18 protein-coding genes are annotated in these 23,293 nt (G+C 43.1%); 15 read left to right on the plus strand and 3 right to left on the minus strand.

The genetic code is table 11. The features are described from left to right. A partial coding sequence (locus M6D81_RS27845) for a hypothetical protein (protein WP_262680514.1) occupies nt 1–211 on the plus strand: 211 nt, incomplete at its 5' end. A 300-nt stretch (nt 212–511) separates the two neighbouring features. Here M6D81_RS27845 and M6D81_RS27850 read toward each other — a convergent pair. Next, nucleotides 512–1,276 (minus strand): SDR family oxidoreductase, encoded by a 765-nt coding sequence (locus tag M6D81_RS27850; RefSeq protein ID WP_262680516.1) that lies wholly within the window; start codon nt 1,274–1,276, stop codon nt 512–514. A 462-nt stretch (nt 1,277–1,738) separates the two neighbouring features. Here M6D81_RS27850 and M6D81_RS27855 point away from each other — a divergent pair, with 462 nt between their 5' ends. Genes M6D81_RS27855 through M6D81_RS27875 form a run of 5 tightly spaced genes read left to right on the plus strand, consistent with a single transcriptional unit; the run spans nt 1,739 to nt 6,019 of the window. Next, a complete protein-coding gene (locus tag M6D81_RS27855; RefSeq protein WP_262680517.1) occupies nt 1,739–2,467 on the plus strand; it encodes a hypothetical protein in 729 nt (242 codons plus the stop codon). A 25-nt stretch (nt 2,468–2,492) separates the two neighbouring features. Beyond that, nucleotides 2,493–2,897: a GntR family transcriptional regulator gene (locus tag M6D81_RS27860; RefSeq protein WP_262680519.1), complete on the plus strand. Its 405-nt coding sequence runs from the start codon at nt 2,493–2,495 to the stop codon at nt 2,895–2,897. Further along, on the plus strand, nt 2,894–3,829 hold the full coding sequence (locus M6D81_RS27865; protein WP_262680520.1) for an ABC transporter ATP-binding protein: 936 nt from the start codon (nt 2,894–2,896) through the stop codon (nt 3,827–3,829). Before M6D81_RS27860 ends, M6D81_RS27865 begins: the two co-directional genes overlap by 4 nt. Further along, entirely contained in the window at nt 3,826–4,728 is a 903-nt protein-coding gene (locus M6D81_RS27870) for an ABC transporter ATP-binding protein (protein ID WP_262680521.1), read from the plus strand. Before M6D81_RS27865 ends, M6D81_RS27870 begins: the two co-directional genes overlap by 4 nt. Continuing rightward, nucleotides 4,721–6,019, plus strand: coding sequence for an ABC transporter permease (locus tag M6D81_RS27875; RefSeq protein ID WP_262680523.1), 1,299 nt, complete (start codon nt 4,721–4,723; stop codon nt 6,017–6,019). Before M6D81_RS27870 ends, M6D81_RS27875 begins: the two co-directional genes overlap by 8 nt. Before the next feature lie 245 nt (nt 6,020–6,264). Here the strand turns inward: M6D81_RS27875 and M6D81_RS27880 are convergent, their stop codons facing one another. Both M6D81_RS27880 and M6D81_RS27885 read right to left on the minus strand, forming a co-directional pair. Continuing rightward, on the minus strand, nt 6,265–7,221 hold the full coding sequence (locus M6D81_RS27880) for a phytanoyl-CoA dioxygenase family protein (protein ID WP_262680524.1): 957 nt from the start codon (nt 7,219–7,221) through the stop codon (nt 6,265–6,267). A 135-nt stretch (nt 7,222–7,356) separates the two neighbouring features. Further along, nucleotides 7,357–8,265, minus strand: a complete 909-nt coding sequence (locus M6D81_RS27885; protein ID WP_262680526.1) for an AraC family transcriptional regulator — start codon at nt 8,263–8,265, stop codon at nt 7,357–7,359. 1,115 nt (nt 8,266–9,380) lie between these two features. On the opposite strand from M6D81_RS27885, the gene M6D81_RS27890 reads away from it, so the two are divergent. The 9 genes from M6D81_RS27890 to M6D81_RS27930 all read left to right on the plus strand — a co-directional run bounded on the left by M6D81_RS27890 (nt 9,381) and on the right by M6D81_RS27930 (nt 23,173). Then, complete coding sequence (locus tag M6D81_RS27890; RefSeq protein WP_262680528.1) at nt 9,381–11,702, plus strand: helix-turn-helix domain-containing protein; 2,322 nt, start codon at nt 9,381–9,383, stop codon at nt 11,700–11,702. Nucleotides 11,703–11,950: 248 nt separating this feature from the next. Next, complete coding sequence (locus tag M6D81_RS27895; protein ID WP_262680530.1) at nt 11,951–12,907, plus strand: ABC transporter permease; 957 nt, start codon at nt 11,951–11,953, stop codon at nt 12,905–12,907. A 41-nt stretch (nt 12,908–12,948) separates the two neighbouring features. Further along, the gene (locus M6D81_RS27900; protein WP_262680568.1) at nt 12,949–13,806 is read left to right on the plus strand and encodes a carbohydrate ABC transporter permease; all 858 of its coding nucleotides are present in this window, start codon (nt 12,949–12,951) and stop codon (nt 13,804–13,806) included. 87 nt (nt 13,807–13,893) lie between these two features. Continuing rightward, nucleotides 13,894–14,850, plus strand: a complete 957-nt coding sequence (locus M6D81_RS27905) for a Gfo/Idh/MocA family protein (protein ID WP_262680570.1) — start codon at nt 13,894–13,896, stop codon at nt 14,848–14,850. A 62-nt stretch (nt 14,851–14,912) separates the two neighbouring features. Next, nucleotides 14,913–15,914, plus strand: coding sequence for a Gfo/Idh/MocA family protein (locus M6D81_RS27910; RefSeq protein ID WP_262680532.1), 1,002 nt, complete (start codon nt 14,913–14,915; stop codon nt 15,912–15,914). A gap of 39 nt (nt 15,915–15,953) precedes the next feature. Continuing rightward, nucleotides 15,954–17,561: an extracellular solute-binding protein gene (locus M6D81_RS27915; protein WP_262680533.1), complete on the plus strand. Its 1,608-nt coding sequence runs from the start codon at nt 15,954–15,956 to the stop codon at nt 17,559–17,561. Nucleotides 17,562–17,765: 204 nt separating this feature from the next. Further along, on the plus strand, nt 17,766–18,887 hold the full coding sequence (gene nagA, locus M6D81_RS27920; protein WP_262680534.1) for an N-acetylglucosamine-6-phosphate deacetylase: 1,122 nt from the start codon (nt 17,766–17,768) through the stop codon (nt 18,885–18,887). A 200-nt stretch (nt 18,888–19,087) separates the two neighbouring features. Then, a complete protein-coding gene (locus tag M6D81_RS27925) occupies nt 19,088–20,236 on the plus strand; it encodes a response regulator transcription factor (protein WP_262680536.1) in 1,149 nt (382 codons plus the stop codon). A 123-nt stretch (nt 20,237–20,359) separates the two neighbouring features. Next, the gene (locus tag M6D81_RS27930) at nt 20,360–23,173 is read left to right on the plus strand and encodes a DUF4962 domain-containing protein (RefSeq protein ID WP_262680538.1); all 2,814 of its coding nucleotides are present in this window, start codon (nt 20,360–20,362) and stop codon (nt 23,171–23,173) included. Nucleotides 23,174–23,293 lie beyond the last annotated feature (120 nt).

Below are 23,293 nucleotides of genomic sequence, written 5' to 3' on the forward strand. Positions count from 1 at the left end.
GGAACGCCAATCGCTGTACGCCGCATTCCAGAATGAGGTGTCGCTAACCGACATCGAAGGCGGCAGCCGTCTTGACACTATTCAGAAGCCCCGTGGGGGAGGTTCACTGATATTAATATCGATACTGGTTAGCTTAAGCGGCTATTTAAATGGATTTCCTACATTACATATCATCGATTTGTACATATTCAGCTTGATTTCGAATAATTAATAGCCAGAAATCCATTTAGCCGTAGCCAATCATTCTTTTCCAACAGAAATAATAGCAGAAAATCCATTTCAAAGACCAATTGACTATCCAGCAAATGAATACTCTCCAGTCGCCAGCAGCACTCACCCTTGCCCGGTAGAGCAGATCAAGGTCACCGGCAGCACTCACCCTTGCCCGGCAGAGCAGATCAAGGTCGCCAGCAGCACTCACCCTTGCCCGGCAGAGCAGATCAAGGTCGCCGGCAGCACTCGCCCTCGCCCAGCGCAGCGGACCACGATCGCTTGCTACGCCCATAAGCCACTACAAATGAGATCCGCCGCTGGCGTCGATCAACTGTCCGGTTACCCAGCGGCTGTCCGAAGAGGCGAGGAAGGATGCGATAGCCGCGACATCGTCCGGCTCGCCCCATCGATTGAAGATCGAGAGGCCGGCGGCATACCTCTGCCCGTCAGCATGCTGCAGCGTTCCGGCGTTCATCTCCGTGTCAATGATGCCGGGAAGGATCGCATTAACCGTAATACCACGGCCGCCTAGCTGCTTGGCCAAGGCGAGCGTCATCGTATTGATGGCCCCTTTGGTTACGCTGTATGCGAATACGCTAGGTGATGCAACACGCGTAACGAACGAAGAGATATTGATAATGCGCCCTCCATCATTCAGATGAGGCAGAGCTTGCTTGGTGACGAAGAGAGGTGCTTTTACATTCAGGCTCATTACCTCGTCATAAGACTGTTCCGTCATATCCTCCAAGGTCAGAATTTGCCCTATGCCTGCGTTATTAACCAGTATGTCGATGCGATTGTGCCCCGTATGCTTAAGCAATTCCTCATCCAGCTCTGAGAAGAAGGAGCGAATGCCGTCAACGGTTTGCAGATCGGCGCCAATAGGAAAGGCCTTTCCTCCCTCTCGAGTGATTTCTTGGACAACAGCCTCCGCTTCATGCTGCCTGTTCTTATAGTGCACCGCAATCCATGCACCCTCCTGTGCCAGACGCAATGCGATGCTGCGGCCAATTCCTCGGCTTGCTCCTGTAATCAGAGCCACTTTCCCATTCAGCTTATCCATACCATCATCTCCCTAATATGATTTCCACAATAGTTATAGCACAGGCCGATGTGTGATTAATTGCTGTCTTATTCGGGACTCGATTGCGTCATTGCTTCCAGGCTTGGCGAGTTGTTAAGTAAATGCGAGTCGATGAAGAATGATGAAAAAGAAATGTTGACATCGCGATATGCCGTGTATATACTGTGTATATAGATATAAACAGTATATACACAGAAGGACAGCAAAATCGGCCATGGCACCTCGAAGCTTCAGTAAGCAATGTTGGGCAGTAAGCCCCAAAGCGTCAGTAAGCAATGTTGGGCTGTAAGCTTCGAAGCTTCAGTAAGCAATGCTGGGCAGTAAGCCTCGAAGCGGCAGCGAGCTGTGTCGAGCCTTGCAAGCATGAAGGATTATCAAGGGAATCATCGACATCAAACAGGAAAGAGGCTGTTCGGGTATGCAGATAAGGAGGAAGCGGGGATGAATGTATGGCGAGGCGCATGGTTTTTGGCCAAGCATGAGCTAGTGCGGGCGAGGTGGAAGCACCTTATCATCTTCATCATAATCGGATATATGCTGATGATGATGATTCCATGGTTCAGCAGCGCATTGAAGGGGGAAGCGGACGGCATTGAGTATTGGGCGATCGATTTCATTACGGTGACGATCTTGCCGGTATTCGGCTTCAGCGCCACTCAATATTATACGAGGACTTGGAGCGGGGACCTATACACCAGAAGGCTGGCTTATTGGCGAACGCTCCCCATATCGATCACTACGATCGTGCGAGGGCGAGTGCTGATGTTGCTGCTGAACGGAATGTTGGGGTATGTAGTGTTTTTTGTACTGTATTATCTGGGATTGAAATCGTTGAACAACTCCGTGGACGTTCTGCACTTTATCATGCACGCGGTCGTTCTAACATGCGTGGCTGTAATCATTAGCATGTTCTATGTCTATATGGAGCTCGGTTTTTCATCGAAAGCTTACTTTGTGATTACGTTAGTTACCATGTTCCTCATTCTATTTCTCATCTTGCTGGCATCGTTCGTAACCGGCAACAGCTTAGTGCTGAAGAGCTATGAGCTTATTGTCGAAGGCAAGGGGTGGTATCTGACAATTATAAGCTTGCTGCTTGCTGCGCTTGCTGTATTTACAGGCATTCGACTGATCGAAAGCAAGCTGGAGAAGCGAAATTTCTATAGCTAACGACACAGGAAAGCGGGTGAAAATTATGCGGCTGCCCATCGTTATCAATGAACATAGTGCAGAGCCGCTCTATCATCAGATTGAAGTCCAGCTTAGAGCGTTAATCGTAAGCGGCCAGTTGGAGGAGGGCACAATGCTTCCCTCCATTCGCGAGCTGGCCGGGATGATGAAGTGCAGCGTCATTACCGTCAAGCGTGTATATCGCGATCTGGAAGCGGAAGGACTGCTTCGTACAAGGCAAGGGACAGGTACCTTCGTTACGCATGCCGGAGAAGGAGATCGCGACCGCCAGCGTTTGTCTTCTGTTGTGGAAGCATTGGAGCTTGCTCTGCAGGCGGCAATCCGCGTGCAGTGTACGAGAGAAGAGCTGGAGGAATTGTTCAGAGCCGCTATGCGACAACATTACGACAAGGGAGGCGAATCCACATGAACGAAGAAATAGCTCTGCGATTCGAAGGCATCGAGCATCGAAGAACAACTTTCCGGCTGGGGCCGCTCTCGCTGGACATTCCGAAGGGATACATTACAGCGATCGTAGGGCCTAATGGCAGCGGCAAGAGCTCGCTGTTCCGACTTGCGCTTAACCTGACGCAGCCGGATTCCGGCAGCTTGACGATGCTTGGCGAGAAGGTAGGCAAGTATCCCGACGAGTACCTGAAGCAGCGGATCGGCTATCTGTCAGAGGACTCCTCCTCCCACGATGACAGCATACGCGGCAATGCGAAGGCGGAGTTCCACAGCTTCTGGTATCGTAACTGGGATGTGAATCTATATCAGGAATTGCTGCAAATGTTCAAAATTCACGATCATCAGCCGCTCAGCAAAATGTCCAAAGGGATGCGACGTAAGTTCGAGTTCACGCTGGCGATGGCGCATCATCCGGAGTTGCTGCTGCTGGATGAGCCGTCCTCGGGACTTGATCCGCTGGCATGGAAGTCGATGATCGAGGTGCTTCACCGTTATATGGATCGGGGAGATCGAACGATTCTTATGGCGACGCATATTGTCGAGGAAGTGCGAAGGCTCGCCGATTACATCGTATTCATGGTGCAAGGCCAGGTGCTTGGCGTATACGAGAAAGATGAGTTGTTCAGCAACTGGATGAGCTTGTATGTGAGCTGCGAGAGAACCTCCTATAAGCTGCTGGAGAATATGCCCGGTCAATGCGCGATTGAGCATGCAGGAGGCGCCACCTATCGGGTGACGACCGATCAGGCGATGGCAGCGGAGCAGTGGTGCAAGCAAGAAGATGTAACGATCGTTAGCAGAGGGTCCATGGAGCTGGACGATATATTGGCTGTGCTGATGGAGCAGAGCGGGTTCGGAATACGAGCATATGAAGCGAGGGGAAATGGGAAATGAAACCATTGGTAGTGGAAAATGTGGAGAAGCAATACGGGGACAAAAAAGCTGTTAACGGCATCAGCTTCGAGGTAAGCGAAGGGGAAATCTACGGTCTGCTCGGCGCCAACGGTGCGGGCAAGACGACGACGATGCGGATGGTGCTCGGCTTGATCTATCCCGACGGAGGCAGCATTAAGTACCATGGCAAGCCGTACGGGAATGAGCTTCTGAGCTTGCTGGGCTACTTGCCGGAAGAGAGAGGATTGTATCCGAAGGTGCGGGTCAGCGATCAGCTCATCTATCTGGCGCAGCTGCGGGGCATGTCGAAGGGCGATGCGGATCGCAATCTGAAAATGTGGCTGGAGCGCTTCGAAGTCCCTGAAAATTACAATAAAAAGGTGGAGGAGCTGTCCAAGGGCAATCAGCAAAAAATTCAGTTCATCGCCTCGATCCTGCACAAGCCGAAAATCGTCATCCTCGACGAAGCGTTCAGCGGACTTGATCCTGTCAATGTGGAGCTGCTGAAGTCGACGGTGAAGGAGTTGAGAGATGCCGGAACGAGCTTCCTGTTCTCTACTCACCGGATGGAGCATGTCGAGGAGCTGTGCCGCAACATCAGCATTCTCCATCGCGGCAATGCCGTATTGAAGGGCAACCTGAAGGAGATAAAAGGGAAGTTCCCGAAGGAACGCGTCATTTTGAGCACTGCAGGAGAAGTGAACGGTCTGGAGGGACTGGACGGCGTCACCGGCGTGAAGCATCATGCATACGGCTACGAGATTGGTATCTCCCGCGAAGAAGCTGGCAAGAGCATCTTGCAGCTGGCGATGGAGCAATCGACCGTCACGCGTTTTGAAATTATGGAACCGACTTTGAATGAAATCTTTATTAAAACGGTAGGTGAGCGAAATGAATAGTTTCTGGACAGTTGTCGGATTTACAGTTCGCAATAAAGTGAAGGGCAAAGCCTTCATTATCTCTACGCTCGTATTCGCCCTTCTGTTGACCATTGGCTGCAATGTGCCTTATCTCATTAAAGTGTTCAAAGGCGACGAGGAGAAAGTATCGCAAATCGGCTATATTCAAGGGGCAGACCCAACCGGCGATCACTTGAAGGCGTACTTCGACGGTATAGAAGATTCCAGCATCGTCATGATGCCGTTCCAGGATAAAGGAGATACGGCCGCCAACGAGAAACAGCTCAAGGGAGCGATTGGCGACGGATTGATCAAGGGTTATCTGGAATTCGGCGAGAAGACCGAAAGCGGCTTCCCGGTGATGACCTACAAGTCGGAGAAGCTGATGGAATATCAGATGACATCTTCCTTGCAGAGAGCGCTGCAGATGATTCGCCAAGCCATCGTATTGAAGGATGCGGGGCTTACCGATAAGCAGATGGCGCAGTTGAACGCTCCGATTAACATTGACGTCGTTCAGATCTCCACTTCGGAAGGCGCAGGCACAGTAGGGGAAGGCAAGTCGTCCGATGAGCAAGGCGTATCCATGGCCCTCGTCTATGTGATCATCATTTTCCTGTTCATGGCTGTCATGATCTCCGGTCAGATGATTGCTTCCGAGATTACGGCGGAGAAGAGCTCGCGTGTCATGGAAATTCTCATTACGAGCGTGTCGCCGCTGAAGAGCATGTTCGGCAAAATCTCAGGCATGTTCGTCGTGGTCATGATTCAGATCATAGCTTACGTCGCGACCATATTCATCAATATCAACCTGCCGCACAACCAGGAATTGATGAGCGACCTGAATATCGATTTGTCCAGCGTCGATCCGGCTCTGCTGATCTATTCGCTAATCTACTTCTTAACCGGCTTCTTCCTGTTCGCTACGCTGTATGCCGCAATCGGCTCTATCGTCAGCCGCACGGAGGATCTCGGTCAGGCGATCATGCCGATGACGATCGTCTCGCTGGCAGGCTTCTACATTGCAATTTTCAGCATTAGCACGCCTGACAGCATGCTGGTGAAGGTGACATCGTTCATTCCCCTGTTCTCGCCGTTCGTCATGGTGCTGCGACTGGGCTTGACCGATCCGCCGGTATGGGAAGTGCTGCTGTCAATCGGCCTGCTGCTAGCGGGCATCTATGTAGCGGTGTACATCTCGGCCAAGATTTACCGCACTGGCGTATTGATGTACGGCAAGCGTCCGAGCTGGAAGGAAATCCGCAAGGCGATGAAGGCTTACAAGATTTAATGAACATAGCTGCCATCAGCATGCAAGGCTATCGGATGGGATATGTGGGGAAATGGCATGTCAGTCACGAGTATACTCCCCTTGATTACGGCTATGAACATTACGTATCCGAGAAGGATTGCTTTCATCAATTCCTATGCAGGATGATCCAAAAACGAGGAGACAGCTTTTTGCTTGGGCGTTCATTGATTATTTATTTAAAGCAAAAACAAGGGAGCCACAACGTTGGCTCCCTTGTTCATACTTCAACAAAGCTTCTCCTTCTGCCACCGAATTTTCTCATTCCATGGGATGTAGTCAAAGCTTATATTACTCCAATAATATTGGAGTTCCTCGCGTTCCCACCCTTCGTATAGCTCTTCCCAGGTGAACGGTCCATGAGGGAGGAGCGATCTTGCCTCGATAGGCTGGCTAATGGGCTGCAGCCTGACGTCAATGGAAAGTCGTATTCGATCTCTCTGTTTATTCGGAATGGATTTGTGAACGGTCAAGCTAGGAAATGTGAGCATATCTCCAATTTCATAATCCGTGCCTGCCCACTCATACCCAAGATTGCACAGAATAGTTTCCAGTCCTCCCGCGCCTTCATGCCCGGTTGTCACGTCTAGCAATCCTGCTTTATGACTCCCTTCCAAGACAGTCAGCCCTCCCAGAGACATGGGAACGTCTCCGAGAGGAGCCCAACAGGTCCAAGTGTGCTCAGTTCCTTGAATATGGAGGAAATCCTGGTGAGAGGGGGTCGGTTTGGCATCCTTATGAGGTAACATAATTCTAGCAATGTTTCGAGGATGCGGGAAGGGCTCATCTTCAAATAGCATTCGGAAGAGGTCCTTTAGTTTTGGATCATGTGTAATAGCATGGAAAGATTGCAGTTTCTGTACCTCTTTGTAGAGGGATAAAGGTACGCCGTTTCCGTTCTCGTTGATTTGCTGAATAGGGACCCTATTTATCCGATTGATGTCAGCTATACCTTCTATTAAGTTTGCATTCGGCGACAAATAACCGAATTTATCCACGATTTGCAGCATCTCGCGGCGAAGCTTAAGCATCTTCTCTGGTTCAAAAAAATGCTTGAAAAATAAATATCCATTCTTTTCTGCTCGAGCTCTTAGTTCTTCTGGGAGCTTCATCAAGCTAGTGGAATCTTCAAACTTTTTGGATATTTTCTTCTTGTCTGCATCAAACATATTGAGGTTCTTCATAAGCAACACCTTCCTTTACACTTCATGGTATTACTATTATAAGAAAGGATAGTTGCGAAGTATTTAGTGCCAGCTGTACAAAAGTTGCACTTTACCGACATCCCTTTAGGGAAGCGTTATGCAGAGGGGCTTCAGTTATATGTCGCGCTTTGATTTTCTATATTCTCTAGGCGAGCAGCCTGTTTTTTCTTTGTATATTCTCGAAAAATAATGAACAGAGCCGAAATGCAAAGTGCTTGCAATTTGTGAAATGGGGAAGTCGGTCATGGCAAGCATTTGTGAGGCTAATTCGAGCTTGCAAGCAAGGAAATAAGCTTTCGGCGACAAGCCGAATCGATTGGCAAATAGTCGCGAGACGTAATCTTCATGATAGGAAGTCCATTCCTGCAGCCAGCGACGGTCATAGCCTTGTCTTGCATGGCTGTTAAGCAGCATCTTCACTTTATCTTCTATGGTTGAGGGCAAGGGGAGATAGGAATCTGGATGCTCATCAGGGGCAACAAGGCGAATGATCAGGTCCGTAAGCATCGTACGGCAGATGATCGAGGACAGGTATCCCCCTTTATTGTATTGCCCCGTTATATTATGAAAAAAAGGATGGGTACTTTCTTTCTCCGTTATGGTGAATTCAGGGATGCTGTGGGTGGATTGCGATTCCGTATATAGCACACAACGGTTATCGCTTCGGAGTATAACTTGGTTTTGGTTGGACGGGCCGATCTGTTGGATACGGGCCGTACCTGCTCCGGATGGATTCTGATCCATCAAATGTGAAGACAAGCAGAAATGAAGTCCATAGAGCTCAAACGGATCATGACAGGAAGCTTTAAACGTATGAACGACGTTCGGACCATAATATAACAAATGGCCGCTTTCTAATTGATATTCACGACCCTGAATGTTTGCCGTTCCGCTCCCTTTAATGACATAGATAAGCTGGTGGTCTTGAATGATTCTGGGACCGAATTGATAGTTAGGCGAGCAAGGGAAATAATTGGCGAGATGGACATCAGGGTTAAGGTTCTTCCAGTCGATTCCTATCATTATTCTATGACCTCCTTTATTGCAGTCCATTCTAAAGTTATTATATCAGATATCCAAATCGATAAAGAGACAACGCACGTATGCAGCAAAATGACACAAAAGGATTTCGATCACATTACAGTAGTTATGCGGGACATCCTTTGGTAGAAACACCTCATTTGGATAGAATAGCGCACAAGGATATGAAACGAAACGATTTGGGTCCTTATGTAGAATGTAGATACATTAGGAGTACGCTCGCTTGAAGTAGTCGGAGGCGGAGATTCACCCGTTCTTGCCTATGACCGAGCAGTAACATGTTGCAGAAACTGGCCTAAACACCCCTGTCGAACTATTTAGGAAAAGCGTAATTTATATATGCAGAAGGACAGATCGATGTGGCGTTGACCGATACCCGAATGAAAATCTAACGGATGTAAACGACCTTATATATCCATCATGAGCGTATTTGAACCTGTAAGGGGCCTCATCGATCTTATTTCATTTGTATCCGCTCAGCAATTGAGAAAAGATTGTAATTCGCGCTGTGGGGACCGTTAGGTTGAAATTTCGTGTGATTATCGCCACTATGCCAATAATCTTGGAATGATCAATGCAGCTCCAGTCGATGAGATCGATTCGCTCTTCTCTAGACAGATTAAAGGCCTGTTTTTTTGAGCCACGACAATTGCGTGGTCAAGCGCCCCACTTCAATATATTGAATGCTTTTTTTTTTGGAGAAAAATTTGAACGATAGACAATATGAATTCCCTTTCTTATAATAAAATCAGTCTGTGTATGGTACGCTTCTCTGCAGATGTCCCTCACTCCTATTTTAATCCAGGTGAAGAGGCGAATCACTACTATGTATTAATCCATTATCCGAAGTGACAACTGACTTAGGAATATAAGTATAACGATAGTGATATTAGAAATGACGGTTCAGATCTAGCTTCTGTACCGTCATTTCATTATAAATAAAAATATATAATCGTACGATACTTTCAAGTCGTCAGAGACCGGGAAACTGTGTCAACTTGTGAGCATTTGATCTTGTAAGATTAACAGATTTTCACTTTGAAATTGATGACGTAGATTAGCTAAAAACAAGGTTTCATCTAAGAAAGAGTGGGGAGATGATTGCAATTAATACTATCTTTAAAAAGATGTTAAACTCAGTTTTGTCTTCGGTATTCAAAGAGCAATTATGGACAAATCGATTTTATCATTATTTATTCTCCTATATCTTGCTAGTTGCGATGCTATTAATACTTGTAGGGTGGGTGGTATACCGAACTTTTATATCAACGCTTGTCCAGGATGTACAAAACGGCATGGAGCAATCGCTTAACATGGTCAAGGAGTCCTTCGATGTAAGAATTACCGAGATGAGAGATATGGCGGAGCATATTAGTAGTAATCCGTTATTAACGCCTTACAAGATGAACAATAAAGGATATGGGGCTTACCAAGCAATTGAGGAGCTGAAAAAATATAATTCTACAAATAACTTTATTGATGACGTTTTTGTATATTATAATACGAATTCTTCGTCATTGTTATATGCAGCAAGTGGGTCTTATAATGTAGAATCGTTTTTTGGTTATATAAATGAGTATGAGAATTGGACCAGCTCCGCATTTATGAAGCTTGTTAATGATATGACATTGCCTATTATGAGACCATTAGAAACAGTAAGTCAGCAGCGATTGACCACCAGGCAATATGCTACCTATCTTTATCCGATTGATAAGGACTCATCAGCAACGCTAGGAGTTGTGTTCTATCTCATTGAAGAAAATGCGTTGAAAAAAGAAATACAACATATCTTGAGAAATTATCAAGGAATCGTATATATATTGAATGAGAACAACGAAAAAATAGCACATTTCCAAAATAAGCAGTCCTCTGAAGATGTGGAAACCTTGTATGAACGAAGTCGCTATTTGGAAATGGAGGAGCCTTATCATTTGGTGGAACTGAATCAAAAAGATTATTCTGTTATAAAATTAAAATCTACCGAAAATGGCTGGTCCTACGTAACGGTTATGCCTACAGACCAATTCTTTAATAAAGTCAATAAGAGTAGAAATATATTTATCCTAATGATTTTCTCTGTATCCATACTTGGCATGTTAATGGCTATTGCATTCTCTATACGAAATTATAAACCGGTACGTATGCTGTCTGGTGATCTAGGTAAGATGGATAAAGAAAATAAGGGATTAATAGGCCAACTGAAAAGTCAAACTATGGCTTTAAAGGAGCAATATTTACAAACGATAATTAGAGGGAAGGTTAGGAATCGAGCGGAGTTAGCAGAAGTGGTGAGCATGTCCAATTTGCAATTGGATAAACCTTATTTCGCGGTTATGATCTTTCAGATTGATGACTATAACCAATTTGTAAATGAAAACTCCAAGCAAACACAAACACTATTCAAATACAGCATTGCAAAAGCAGTTGAAGAATTATCAGAGGAAGCAGGATCTGGTTATAGCTTGGAGCTTATGAATGATGGTTGTGTTGTACTGTTATTAAATTTAAACGAAGGCTACAATAATCACGGATATCTTATGAAACTTGCTAATGAAGCAAGACAATTTATTAATCAATATTATCACTTCACGGTTACGATAGGCATTAGCGACATTAGTAATGATTTATTACAGATTAATCAATCCTTTCTGAATGCGAATTATGCAGTGCGTTATCGGTTTGTCCAAGGTTCCAATCAGATCATTAGCTACGATTATGTGAAGACTATTGAAAATATTGGATATACTTATCCTGTGTCATTAGTGGAACAAATAGGAAATGCGATTAAACAGGGGAATAGTGACGAAGTTAATGATCTTATTGTTGAAACGATAAACTGGATTCGCGATAAAAAAATGTCTGTAGAAGCTGCTGAATCGATAGGTGTTGATATTATCAATACAATCATTAAGAGTGTTGTGGATATCAATATTACATTTGAGGAAAAAAAGGTACAGTCCTTCAAACGATTAGATATTACACAATTAGAAACGATTGAACAATTACAAACTGAATTGACCGATTTCTGTATGAAAGTTTGTTTGATTGTTCGTAGCAAAAAAGAAAGTAAAAATTTCGTGTTATTAGACAATTTAACAAGGTATGTCAACTCCAATTATTGTGATCCATTAATAAGTTTAGATAAGATTTCAAGTGAATTTGGGATATCAGCGTCTTATGCAACTCGCTTCTTCAAAGATCAGACCGGTACGAGTCTGATGCATCATATCGATCAATTAAGGATGAAGAAGGCGAAACAACTACTGTTAAGCACGAATGAAACTTTGAAGGAAATTATCAATCAAATTGGTTATGTTGACACTACTAATTTCATACGTAAATTCAAAAAAAATGAAGGGGTAACGCCGATTCAATATCGAGGTTTAGCAAAAGTACAAACTGAAAAAACGGAATATTAATGAACTTTCGAACAGATAAATTATATTTATCAAGCCAGCTAACCCTTGGATTAGCTGGCTTTTTGGCATCTTCAACACTGCTGTTGATGGTAATGTAACGAATTGCCGATGAGAACAAGAATGGATGATGAGCTGTTTGGAGTATTGATGTGGGTTTGTAAAGATAAGTTGATCGCAATAAATACTGCCGATAGACTTCAAAATCATATCTTGTGTACAGTTGCACTTATCAAGGAGGTTAACTACAAATGAAAAAGGTTGCATGGCGAGTAGATTCATTACTTAGTAGGGACAAGCGGTGGAAAGTAATCTCGAAGTCAGTCCAGAGAAATTGGCAGCTATATGCACTTATTTTTCCTGTTGTTGTCTATTATTTTGTATTCCACTATATGCCCTTGTATGGCATCCAAATCGTCTTTAAAGATTTTATTGCTTCAAAAGGTATTTTGGAAAGTCCGTGGGTTGGAATGGAACATTTCGAGCGGTTTTTTAACGGATATTTTTTCTGGCGTTTAATTAAGAACACACTTGGCATTGGTGTTTATGAACTTTTAGTTGGATTTCCTTTCCCTATTTTTTTAGCTTTACTTATTAATGAAGTTCGCAATAAATACTTCAAAAATATTATACAGACGGTTACTTATGCTCCACATTTTTTATCCACTGTTGTCATTGTAGGAATGATTATGATTTTTCTGTCCGAAACAAGTGGACTAATCAATAACGTTATCTCTTATTTTGGGGGAATGAGAATTGACTTTATGTCCAATGCCGATTGGTTTAAATCGATATATGTTTTCTCAGGTGTATGGCAGCAGATGGGATGGAGTTCCATCATCTATTTGGCAGCGTTGGCTGGTATTGATCCACAATTGCATGAGGCTGCAAAAGTAGATGGTGCTAGTCGGTTAAAGAGAATTTGGCATGTTAATATTCCAGGTATTCTGCCAACGATGATTATTCTACTTATTCTGAATGCAGGAACTGTACTGAGTGTAGGTTTTGAAAAGGTATTCCTTATGCAGAATCCATTGAATATGGAAAGCTCAGATGTCATTGCAACCTATGTATATCGAATAGGGATTTTGGATGCCCAATACAGTTTTTCCACTGCAATAGGATTATTCAACTCTGTTATTAATTTCATTATTCTCATTATCGTTAATCGAATTTCAAGCAGAGTAAGTGAAACTAGCTTATGGTAAGGATGGTGGAATAGTTGGTACAGGAAAGTTACGCAGATAGAATGCTTGGCATTCTCATATATGTCATGTTGTCCCTAGTGCTTTTCATAGTGTTATACCCATTATTCTTTGTGGTTATCGCATCGCTTAGTGATCCTGCCATGGTGTTAAGGGGAGATGTGTGGCTGCACCCAAAAGGCTTTAATTTAGTTGGTTATGAGAAAATCATCGGAAATACAGATATTTTAAAAGGTTATCTTAATACTATTTTGTATGCGCTGGCAGGGACAGCCGTTAATTTGGTTATGACAATCATTTCTGCGTATCCATTGTCTCGAAGAGTTTTCTTCGGAAAGAATCTGATTATGATGATGTTTGTATTCACTATGTTCTTCAGTGGAGGGCTAATACCTTCCTACCTCTTAATCAAAAATCTAGGCATGATGGATACATTCTGGGTCATGATTATTCCGAATGCTGTTGCAATATGGAATATCATTATTATGAGAACTTTTTTTCAGAGTACGATTCCTAATGAAGTCTACGAGGCAGCAGAGATTGATGGAAGTTCTCATGTGCAATCATTAATTGGTATCGTTCTTCCATTATCTATGCCTGTAATAGCTGTTATGATCTTGTTCTATAGCGTGGCGCATTGGAATGCTTTCTTTAACGCTCTTATCTATTTGTCAGATAGGGATAAGTATCCATTGCAATTAATTCTAAGAGAAATACTTGTACAGAATCAATTGTCAGAAATGGTTGGTACGGCTGATGATACGATAGCTCAGAACTTATTAGCAGGTGAATCAATTAAATATGCAGTCATTATATTTGCAAATCTCCCTATTCTGATATTGTATCCATTGCTTCAAAAATACTTTGTTAAGGGAGTGATGATCGGTGCGATAAAAGGGTGAGCGAATATGTTCGTAATGAGCCAGTGGGGCATTGCGTATTCACAAATGAAATGAACGTAATTAAAAAGGAGGCGGAAATCGTTGAAAATGGCTGTGATTGGTTGTGGAGGTATGGGCAGAATACACGCTCGAGCAATAACTGATATAGAAGATGTTGAACTTGTAGGTGTTTGTGATGAACACTTTGAGACGGCACAAGCAGTTGCTGATCAGAGTGGAACAGAGGCGTTCGCTACATTCGCTGAGATGATGGATCGAACAAATCCTGATATTGTAAACATCTGTTTACCAACACATTTGCATAAAAAATATACAATTGAGGCGGCAATGAGGGGGAAACATGTCATATGTGAAAAACCCATTGCCAATTCATTAGAAGATGCAAAAGAAATGATGGAAGTCTGTAAGCAGAATGGGGTGAGGTTATTCATTGGCCATGCGCAACGATTCATTCCCTATTATAAGCAAATGCAAGAGAAGATTGCAGCTGGAGCTATTGGCAAAGTTGGCGTAGCCCACATGAGGCACCTAGGTGCCTACCCGGGATTGCGGAAGGAATGGTATGCTGATCCACAAAAAAGTGGTGGAGTCATTATAGATTTAATGATTCATGACATTGAAACATTACAAAGTATTATGGGAGAAGTGGAATCTGTATATGCCGTTAATAAGAAGACGGATAAAATGGATTATGCACTTGTTACTTTACGCTTTAAGAGTGGAGCGATCGCTAATATGGAATCGTTCTGGGGATATTCTGGACACTTCACCTATGGCTATGAGTTTGCTGGATCAAAAGGAATCATCAAGTTCGACAGTCATGATTCTGCAACTGTATTCGTCAGGACACCATCATCGAAGGGTGAACCACAATTATATCTACATGATGGTTTTCAATACTTAGAAATCAAACACTTTATTGCATGTATACAATTTAATACAGAACCAATTGTCACGTCAGAGGACGGATATCGAGCATTAGAAACCGCATTAGCGGCTTATCAATCAGTTGAAACGGGAGAACCGGTACTGATCACAAGATAATCATTGCAGTATTGTTATAAAGCGAATAGATATTCTAAATATAGTAGGTGGTGTTGGGAAATATGAAAAAGCTTAAAGTCGGATTTATTAGTTTTGCATATCGTGGCCATGCAGCTGCATATCTGCATCATATGGTTAATATGAACAATGTCGAAATTGTAGGAATCGCTGATTCAAATAAAACGCGTGTCCAGCCCTATATTGATCAATATCTGCTGCCTTATTATGAAGATCATCACCAATTGCTAGAGACGGATGTAGAGGCTGTTATTATTATGTCGGAGAATGTGTTTCATGCTGAGATGACGATAGATGCAGCACGAGCTGGAAAACACATTTTATGCGAGAAACCACTAGGTATATCCGTACAAGAAATGAAGAAGATGATTGCAACATGTGAGGAGAACAAGGTTCAACTGATGGCTGTCCTACCTACGAATTATAGTTCAACGGTTGTCGAGGCGAAGAAAGCTATTGACCGTGGCGAGATTGGCGAGATTATTGCCATGAAAGGGAATAATCGCGGATCGTTTCCAGGCGGATGGTATGTAGACAAAGATCTTGCTGGTGGTGGAGCAATTATGGATCATGCGGTACATATCGCTGGTGTTATGAATTTAGTGACAGGTTCAAAGGTTAAGTCCGTTTATGCTGAGGGAGGGGCTCTGCTCTATGATAAGGAAATCGATGACGCAGGCATCGTTCATCTTACCTATGAGAACGATGTAGTTGCAGTACTCGACCCCAGTTGGTCGCGTTGCAAATCATATCCCTTTCCGGTTGATCTTACCCTAGATATTATCGGGACAGAAGGAGTCATATCGATTGATTGCTTTAATCAAAAAAATGAATGGTACAACGATCAAACCATGTCGGGGATATGGGACTACGCTGGTGATGACAATCCCGCTATATTAATAAGAGATTTTGTTAAGGCATTACTGGAAGACGAACAGGTATCTACTACCGGAGAAGATGGATTAAATGCAGCTGTTATTGCTATTGCTGCTTATGAATCCATCAAACAAAGAAGAACCGTGCATATTAGTGAAATTTCAAATTAGTTTTGAACTAGTATTGTCAATTTGAGGAGGTCATTCGAATTGAAGACAAATTATTTATCATTGGTTGTGGTTGTCGTGATGTTACTTTCATTAATTGTGGGTTGTAGTAATAATAGTGATGTGACAAGTACGCAAACGCCAGAGAAAAACACACCAGATGTGGAGAGTAATCTCATTACGGAAGGGATGAAAATCGTCAAGAATCCGATTCAACTGAAGTTTGCAACTGCACAAGCGCCAACGACTGCTCCTGATTGGAACACTGTGAAGATATGGCAGGAATTTGCGAAAATGACGAATGTCAATGTTGAATGGGATATGATGCCAACCGCAACATTGAAGGAGAAATTAAATCTGATGTTGGTTGGTGGTGACTATCCGGATGGCATATATGGTGCCGGATTCTCGGGGATTGAACTAGCCAAGTATGGTGGAGAGGGGACCTTCATTAGATTAAATGATTTGATCGATCAATATGCTCCTAATTTAAAGAAGCTGTTTGAAGAGTACCCTGAAGTCAAGAAAGCACTAACGATGGTAGATGGGAATATCTATTCTTTCCCTGGATTATCAGACCCTACCTTTGTTGAGAGTAGTTTGGTAGGTAAGGTGTGGTTGAAAAAAGAATTGCTTGATTCATTAGGCCTGCAGGAACCCAAAACAGTCGATGAGTTCTATCACATGTTAAAGACAATGAAAGAATCTGATCCAGAGGTTATCCCATATGCAGGTGTAGGTGTAGGTCATCTGATCAATTACTTACAAGGCGCCTGGGGTCTGGGAAATCGAGGAACTGCCCATGGTACTGTAGATTTAGATCCTGAAACGAATAAGCTAAGATTTATTCAAACGGATCCGAAGTACAAAGAGTTACTACAATTTATGAACAAGTTATATACGGAAGGCTTGTTGAACAAAGATATCTTTACGACCAACAGCCAACAATTTTACGCAACAGGTGCTACTGGTGTCTATGGATCAACGGGAACATCAGATCCTTCAACATTAATGAAGCAAGATGGTTACGTTGGCTCTTATGCTTTGACAGGTCCATATGGTGATCATATCTATTCAGGTGTTTATGCTTATCTCTATGACCTTGGTGCTTTTGTCATTACAGATAAGAACAAGAATCCTGCCGAAACCGTTCGATGGATGGATAACTTCTATACAGATGAATTCATTAAGATGTATATGCTAGGGTTTGAAGGCGAAAGTTATGAGGAAACAACGGATGGAAAGTATGATTACCTAGATGAAATCTATAATGATCCAAGTGGTCTAACCTATGAGCAAGCTCTTCTTAGGTACGTTGTATGGCCTGGAGGCAGATATCCTGGTCGAATTAAGTCAGACTTTATTCCTAGTGCCAGCAGCCCTCAAATTATTGAAGCTACAGATAAAATAAGAGATGATCTAATCGAGAATAGGTGGCCGGCATTTACATTCACAGAACAAGAAAGTAAGGATTTCTCAGCGGTGAATGGAGATATTAGTGCATATCTTGGGGAAATGGTTGCTAAATTCATTACAGGCGATGCCTCATTCACCGAATGGGGTAAGTATATTGAAAATTTAAATAGTATGGGGTTAGAAAAGTATATGGAAATTTATACATCGGCCTATGAGAGATTTGAGAATACCTAAATGATCGAAATCTAGTTGATGGATACAAGCAAGCTTGTGTATGGTATAGAAAGATGGGTTAAACTTGAAGATCACTTCTAAATAAAAATGGTTTAATTAGATAAGTGTGAGGATGATTGGGAAATTGAAAAGTCTAAAAGAATATTGGATCTTGCGGTTGAGCTAGGATCGAGCATTGTAACTACCCAGGAAGAGGGATGGAAGATGAGGACAATGATTACGGGAGCCAACATTATCCTGGAAAAGAGAATGCTTGCCAATGCAACATTGTATATCGAAGATAATAATATTATACATATTGGCATGTCCACAGACAGTCTAGTCGATTGGCAATATGATGAGAAGATCGCTGCAGATGGTTGTTTTGTATTCCCAGGTTTCATTGATTTGCATGTTCATGGTGGAAATGGTGCAGATGTAGCGGATCTGGATTCGTTGGCAGTTGAGAAATTGTGTCAGTATCATGCACAACATGGAACTACTTCCCTACTACTTACGACAGGGCCTCTGCTTCCTGATGACTATGTACCTTTATTGCAATCATTAGCAAAAGAAATAAGTAGATTCCCTGTGAGATCGGGTTCTTACATCAGAGGGATTCATCTAGAGGGTCCATTTATCTCGAAACATTATGCGGGGGCATATCGTAAAGAGACGATACAGGAGATCTCAATGGATGTTTTATTAGCTTACTTATCAGCTGCTGAAGGTCATATACGGGTTGCTACATTAGCACCTGAGTTACAGGGAGCAGAAGTAGCTATTAAAGCACTAATTGCGCGCAACATCGTTGTATCTGCTGGTCATTCTAATGCAACCTATGAAGAGATGGAGCAGGCGATTGAATGGGGGGTCCGCCAAGTGACCCATTGCTACAATGCGATGAGAGGATTCTCTCATCGAGATCCTGGTATGCTTGGTTCAGCTTGGCTTAATGAGAATGTGATTGCAGAATATATCTGTGACTTTGTTCATTCTCACCCCGTCTCAGCTAAGCTGCTCCTTCAATTGAAACAACCTCGCAAGATAGCCTTAATTACGGATGCATCTAAGATGTCAGGCATGCAAACAGAACCTATAAGGAATAGTGCTGGAACATTAGCCGGTAGCACAATAACGATGGGTGAGGCCGTTAAGAATGCAATTGTTCATCTTAATGTATCTCCAAGTGAAGCCTCTATCATGGCGAGTCTAACACCAGCAGTCGTTCTAGGAATTGATGATCGAACGGGATCAATTGAAGTAGGTAAAGACGCGGATCTAGTCGTGATGGATCAAAACTATAAGGTGCTACATACCTTTGTACAAGGAAAACGATGTATCTGAAGAGAGGGAATAACAAACCGATACGTTGATTCCCAAATAATATCACAAGAAATTGAAGGATTACCTCATTGAACATACGAACAATCAGGTATAGCATGTAAATATATATGATGATTAGATGAGTCTGCAGGTTGAATGGTGTTATCCATGTAAGCGATCTCATAAGGTGAATGCTAATTGTACATATGGGAGGTATCGTGATGTCGTATCAAGTGTTGCTAACTGAGGATGAAACAGCGATTCGACAAAGCCTAAGCAGTAGAATCAATTCACTAGATCTACCCTTACGGATAGCTGGAGAGGCAGAGAATGGCATATGTGCAATGAAATGGTTAGATGACAACTATGCAGATATTGTTGTCACCGACATACGTATGCCAGAAATGGACGGATTGACACTTGTAGCCAACCTGAAACGTGAACGTCCTTATCTTATTTGTATTATGATCTCCAGTCATGATGACTTTGAGTATGTCCAAGCCTGTCTTGACCTGCAAGTTGTCGATTATGTACTGAAACCGTTCAAACTGCAGAAGCTGGAAGAAGTGATGAGGAAGGCGATCGCCACGCTTCAGAACCGTCGGAGAGATGATGCATCGAGAAGAATCATGAATAACTTGATGACATACCGCAAACTGCAGGTTGAGTTTGTCAACATGATTCAGTTAGCAAACATTGGTGATGAGATCTTTCAACAGATCATGTATGCGATTGAAGATTGGGCCGATGAACGGCATGAATTATATGTTCCGCTGGCGGAGCAATGGTTGAAGTTAACTATACAGTCTCTACAGGAAACGAATGCCGATTTGCAAGAGGAAAAGGTTATACAGATGTGCCTAGACGACACAAGTGATGAGTTAGAGTCGGATGCTGTTCTTCATACGACACATGGAGATTGGAGAGAATGTCATTGGCAATGCTCGATTCAACTATTAAGACGAGGGGTTCAAGTGCTGCAAGCATTGCTAGATGATGTGGATCACAGGTTACATTATGGCGTTTCAGAGCAAATCAAATCGTATCTGAATGAACATTATGATCAGAAGATCAGTATTCATCAATTAGCGAATATAGTCGGGTTTAGTCGATCGCATCTCTCTGTTCTGTTCAAACAAGCAACAGGCATGACGGTGTGGAATTACTTACAGGATATAAGAATAGATCGAGGCAAGGAACTGTTGTTGACAACGAACATGAAGAACTATGAGATTGCTACTAACATAGGTTATGAGAACTACGTTCATTTCTGTAAATTATTCAAAAAATATACAAAATATAATCCTACGGAGTATAGAAAGAAGTTTCAAACCAAACATTCATTAAAAACGGAAAGCGGGGCAAAATGAATGGTTGATTACAAAACAAAAAAGATCACTTCATGGCCGTCCACTGTAGGGACATGCATGCCATATAGACCACGACACCGTCTTGTAACAACACAGAATCCGCCTGATTTCAGCTGGCCGCACTTGGATGAGGTTAATGGCTATAGGTTGCAAGTCAGTCGACAGGAAGACTTCTGCGAGGTTATTTATGAATGCGAATACTTGGGTGTTAATTATTATAATTTTCCGTTTGCTTTTCAAAGTGGTACTTGGTACTGGCGAGTTTCCCCCATCAATGAGAATGAACAGTGGGTATGGAGTACGCCAAGAAAGTTTCGAATCAATCAAGAGGCGGTTCCGTTCCCTGTTCCTCTTGTTGAGGAGATTATGGATAGCATTCCAGACTCACATCCTCGTATATGGGCAACCAGTGATCGATTAGAAGAGTTCCGTAGTTTTGTGAATGGCAAGGGCAAATCAATTTACGAGAAAACTCTCCATGCTGTGATGAGTCGGATGGAAGAAGGGTTGACACCTGAGCCCACGTTCAACTATCCGCCTGGTTATGTACCGGATGAGCAATGGATAGAAGATTGCAATCGGTTAAAGAAGGAAGCTATTGGCTCTACTCGAAAGATGCAGGAGACGGCATTGATTTATTTTGTGTCGGGTGATGTTAGTATGGGCTTGCATGCAAAAAAACAATTGTTACATATTGCTGATTGGGATCCTGCAGGTGCTACTAGTTATCAAATTGATCATCAAGTTCATCGGGCAATTGCTTATCGGTCAGCAATTGTATTCGATTGGTTATATGATTTGTTGTCACAAGATGAGAAACAATTTGTATTGGCAACGCTTAAGGTGCGAACAGAGACCATGCTTGGCGATCTAAGCGGGTCGGGTATTCCGATTACAGAAAATCCATACGATTCCCACGGTTGGACCGCATTTGGTTATATTGGTATTATCGCTGTGGCCTTGTTAGGTGAGATACCTGAAGCGGAGCTATGGTTCAAACAAGTCGTTCCTGCTTACATAAACCTCCTTCCACCATGGGGAGGTGAGGATGGTGGATGGGCCCAGGGAACCGGGTATTGGCAGGTATCAAGTTTCATGAATAAAGAAATGATGGATGTGCTATTGTATGCATCTGGATTTAACCTTTATGATAAGGCGCATGCTCGCAATGAAGGAAGATATCCATTATACGCATACCCACACGGTTCACCAACAGGAGTATTCGGGGATGAGAATGATATCAAACCAAATGGCTATAACGTCTCTCTATTGCGAAGAATAGCTGAAATGCAAGGGGATGCAAGATTACAATGGGCATGGAAGGCACTTGGACAATCGCCGCTCAATGTCATGTTTGATTATTTCTATGGCGATGATTCATTGACGCCGATCCCACCCTATGATTGGCCCAAGGCGATCTGGTTTCAAGATATTGGGTGGGTAGCCATGCATTCTGAGCTATATGATCCATTGCGGGTTTCATTATATTTCAAATCTAGTCGATATGGAAGTTATAATCACAGTCATGCTGATCAGAATAGTTTCATTATTCATGCCTATGGTGAAGACTTAGCGATAGATAGTGGCTGGTACGATTGGTATGGAAGTACACATCATGAGAAGTTCACACGACAAACTCTTGCTCACAATGCGATAACGTTAAATGGTGGTGTTGGGCAGCCCGTTCACGATATGGAAGCTTCCGGAACAGTTACAGGATTTGTCACTCATCCATTATTCGATGCGGCTAGCGGAGATGCGCTCGCTGCATACGAAGGAAGCTTAGATCAAGCGGAACGACACATCCTATATATAAGGCCGAATTTATTTGTCATCATCGATCGACTTCGCTGCACGGATGACACTGATGCGGTGTTCGAATGGCGGCTTCATGCAGCAGAACAACTCATTATAGACGAGGATGCTAAGGGAGCACGTATTCATAAGGGTCATGCAGGTTTGAATGTTAAGTTGCATTATCCTGAACAATGGCAAGCATCTGTTGAGGAGAAATATAAGGATCAACAAGGCAAGGAGGTCAGACCTGAAGGGAGATTTGCACATCAACCCGATCAACTTCATGCAACGTTCATGACACCCCAATCAGGTAAGACAATGATCGTATCTACGCTGGAGCCTCACAGAATAGGTGAGATACCGCACAGGGTGCGTTGCGAAAATGATGGAAATTTCCTACATTTAACACTTAAGGACCGTACATCAGTCTATATTCGTTTGGCTGAAGAAGGTCTCGTAACGGCTGATCGTTATCAATTCGATGCAGTTGCTCTTGTTGTTCATTCAAGTGGAGGTGTGATGTTGTTGAGAGGCACTAAGCTATTCTTGGATGGGCATGTGTTGATTGAAAGTGACTCTATATGCACGGTAGCAATCGATGATGAAGACTTGGCTGCAAGCTGCTTGGAGGAATGGGAGCTTCGTATCTATAGGCCAAACTTGAAGAAAATCAAGCGTATGAATGGTGTGGATGTCGAAGCTGGCGATGCTACACGTGAGCAATTGATGATGTCCGGTGTTCAATGTGAACCTATTGTTGAACAAAGTAGTGCTAATCAAGTAAAAGGGGCGAGATTGACCATGGAAGGTGGAGCGCATACATTCAGACTAAATGCCGCCCCTACAAGCGCTGAAGGTCCTGATGTGGAATTGAAGGTCAGCATCGATGGTGTCATGCAGAAGGTCAGAATGCGCTCTGCCATTGACCTGTATGGCAGACAGCTTTCATGGGGGAGTTTAACGAATGAGGAAGGTGAGTATCGAATCATTGATGCTCCTGTAGGCTTGTTATTCGATGTATGCGGTAGACAGGAGAACGTAGTACTGCCACAGAATGCTTCTTTCGTTGTTTATGAGGAACCTCGACAAATTGTTCTCGAGAAAATTATCCATCAGCCAGAGAACAAGAAGCAGGGATGATCATTATATCTATCGTTAGATTTATTCGACGTTCCTTCAGAAGAAAGTTGTTTGTGCTCATGCTCTCCGTTAATGTCAGTGTTGTTAGCTTGTTTGGTATATTCATATACGATTTGTCCA

This window comes from Paenibacillus sp. J5C2022 (genome assembly GCF_025567625.1).
GTDB lineage: Bacteria > Bacillota > Bacilli > Paenibacillales > Paenibacillaceae > Pristimantibacillus.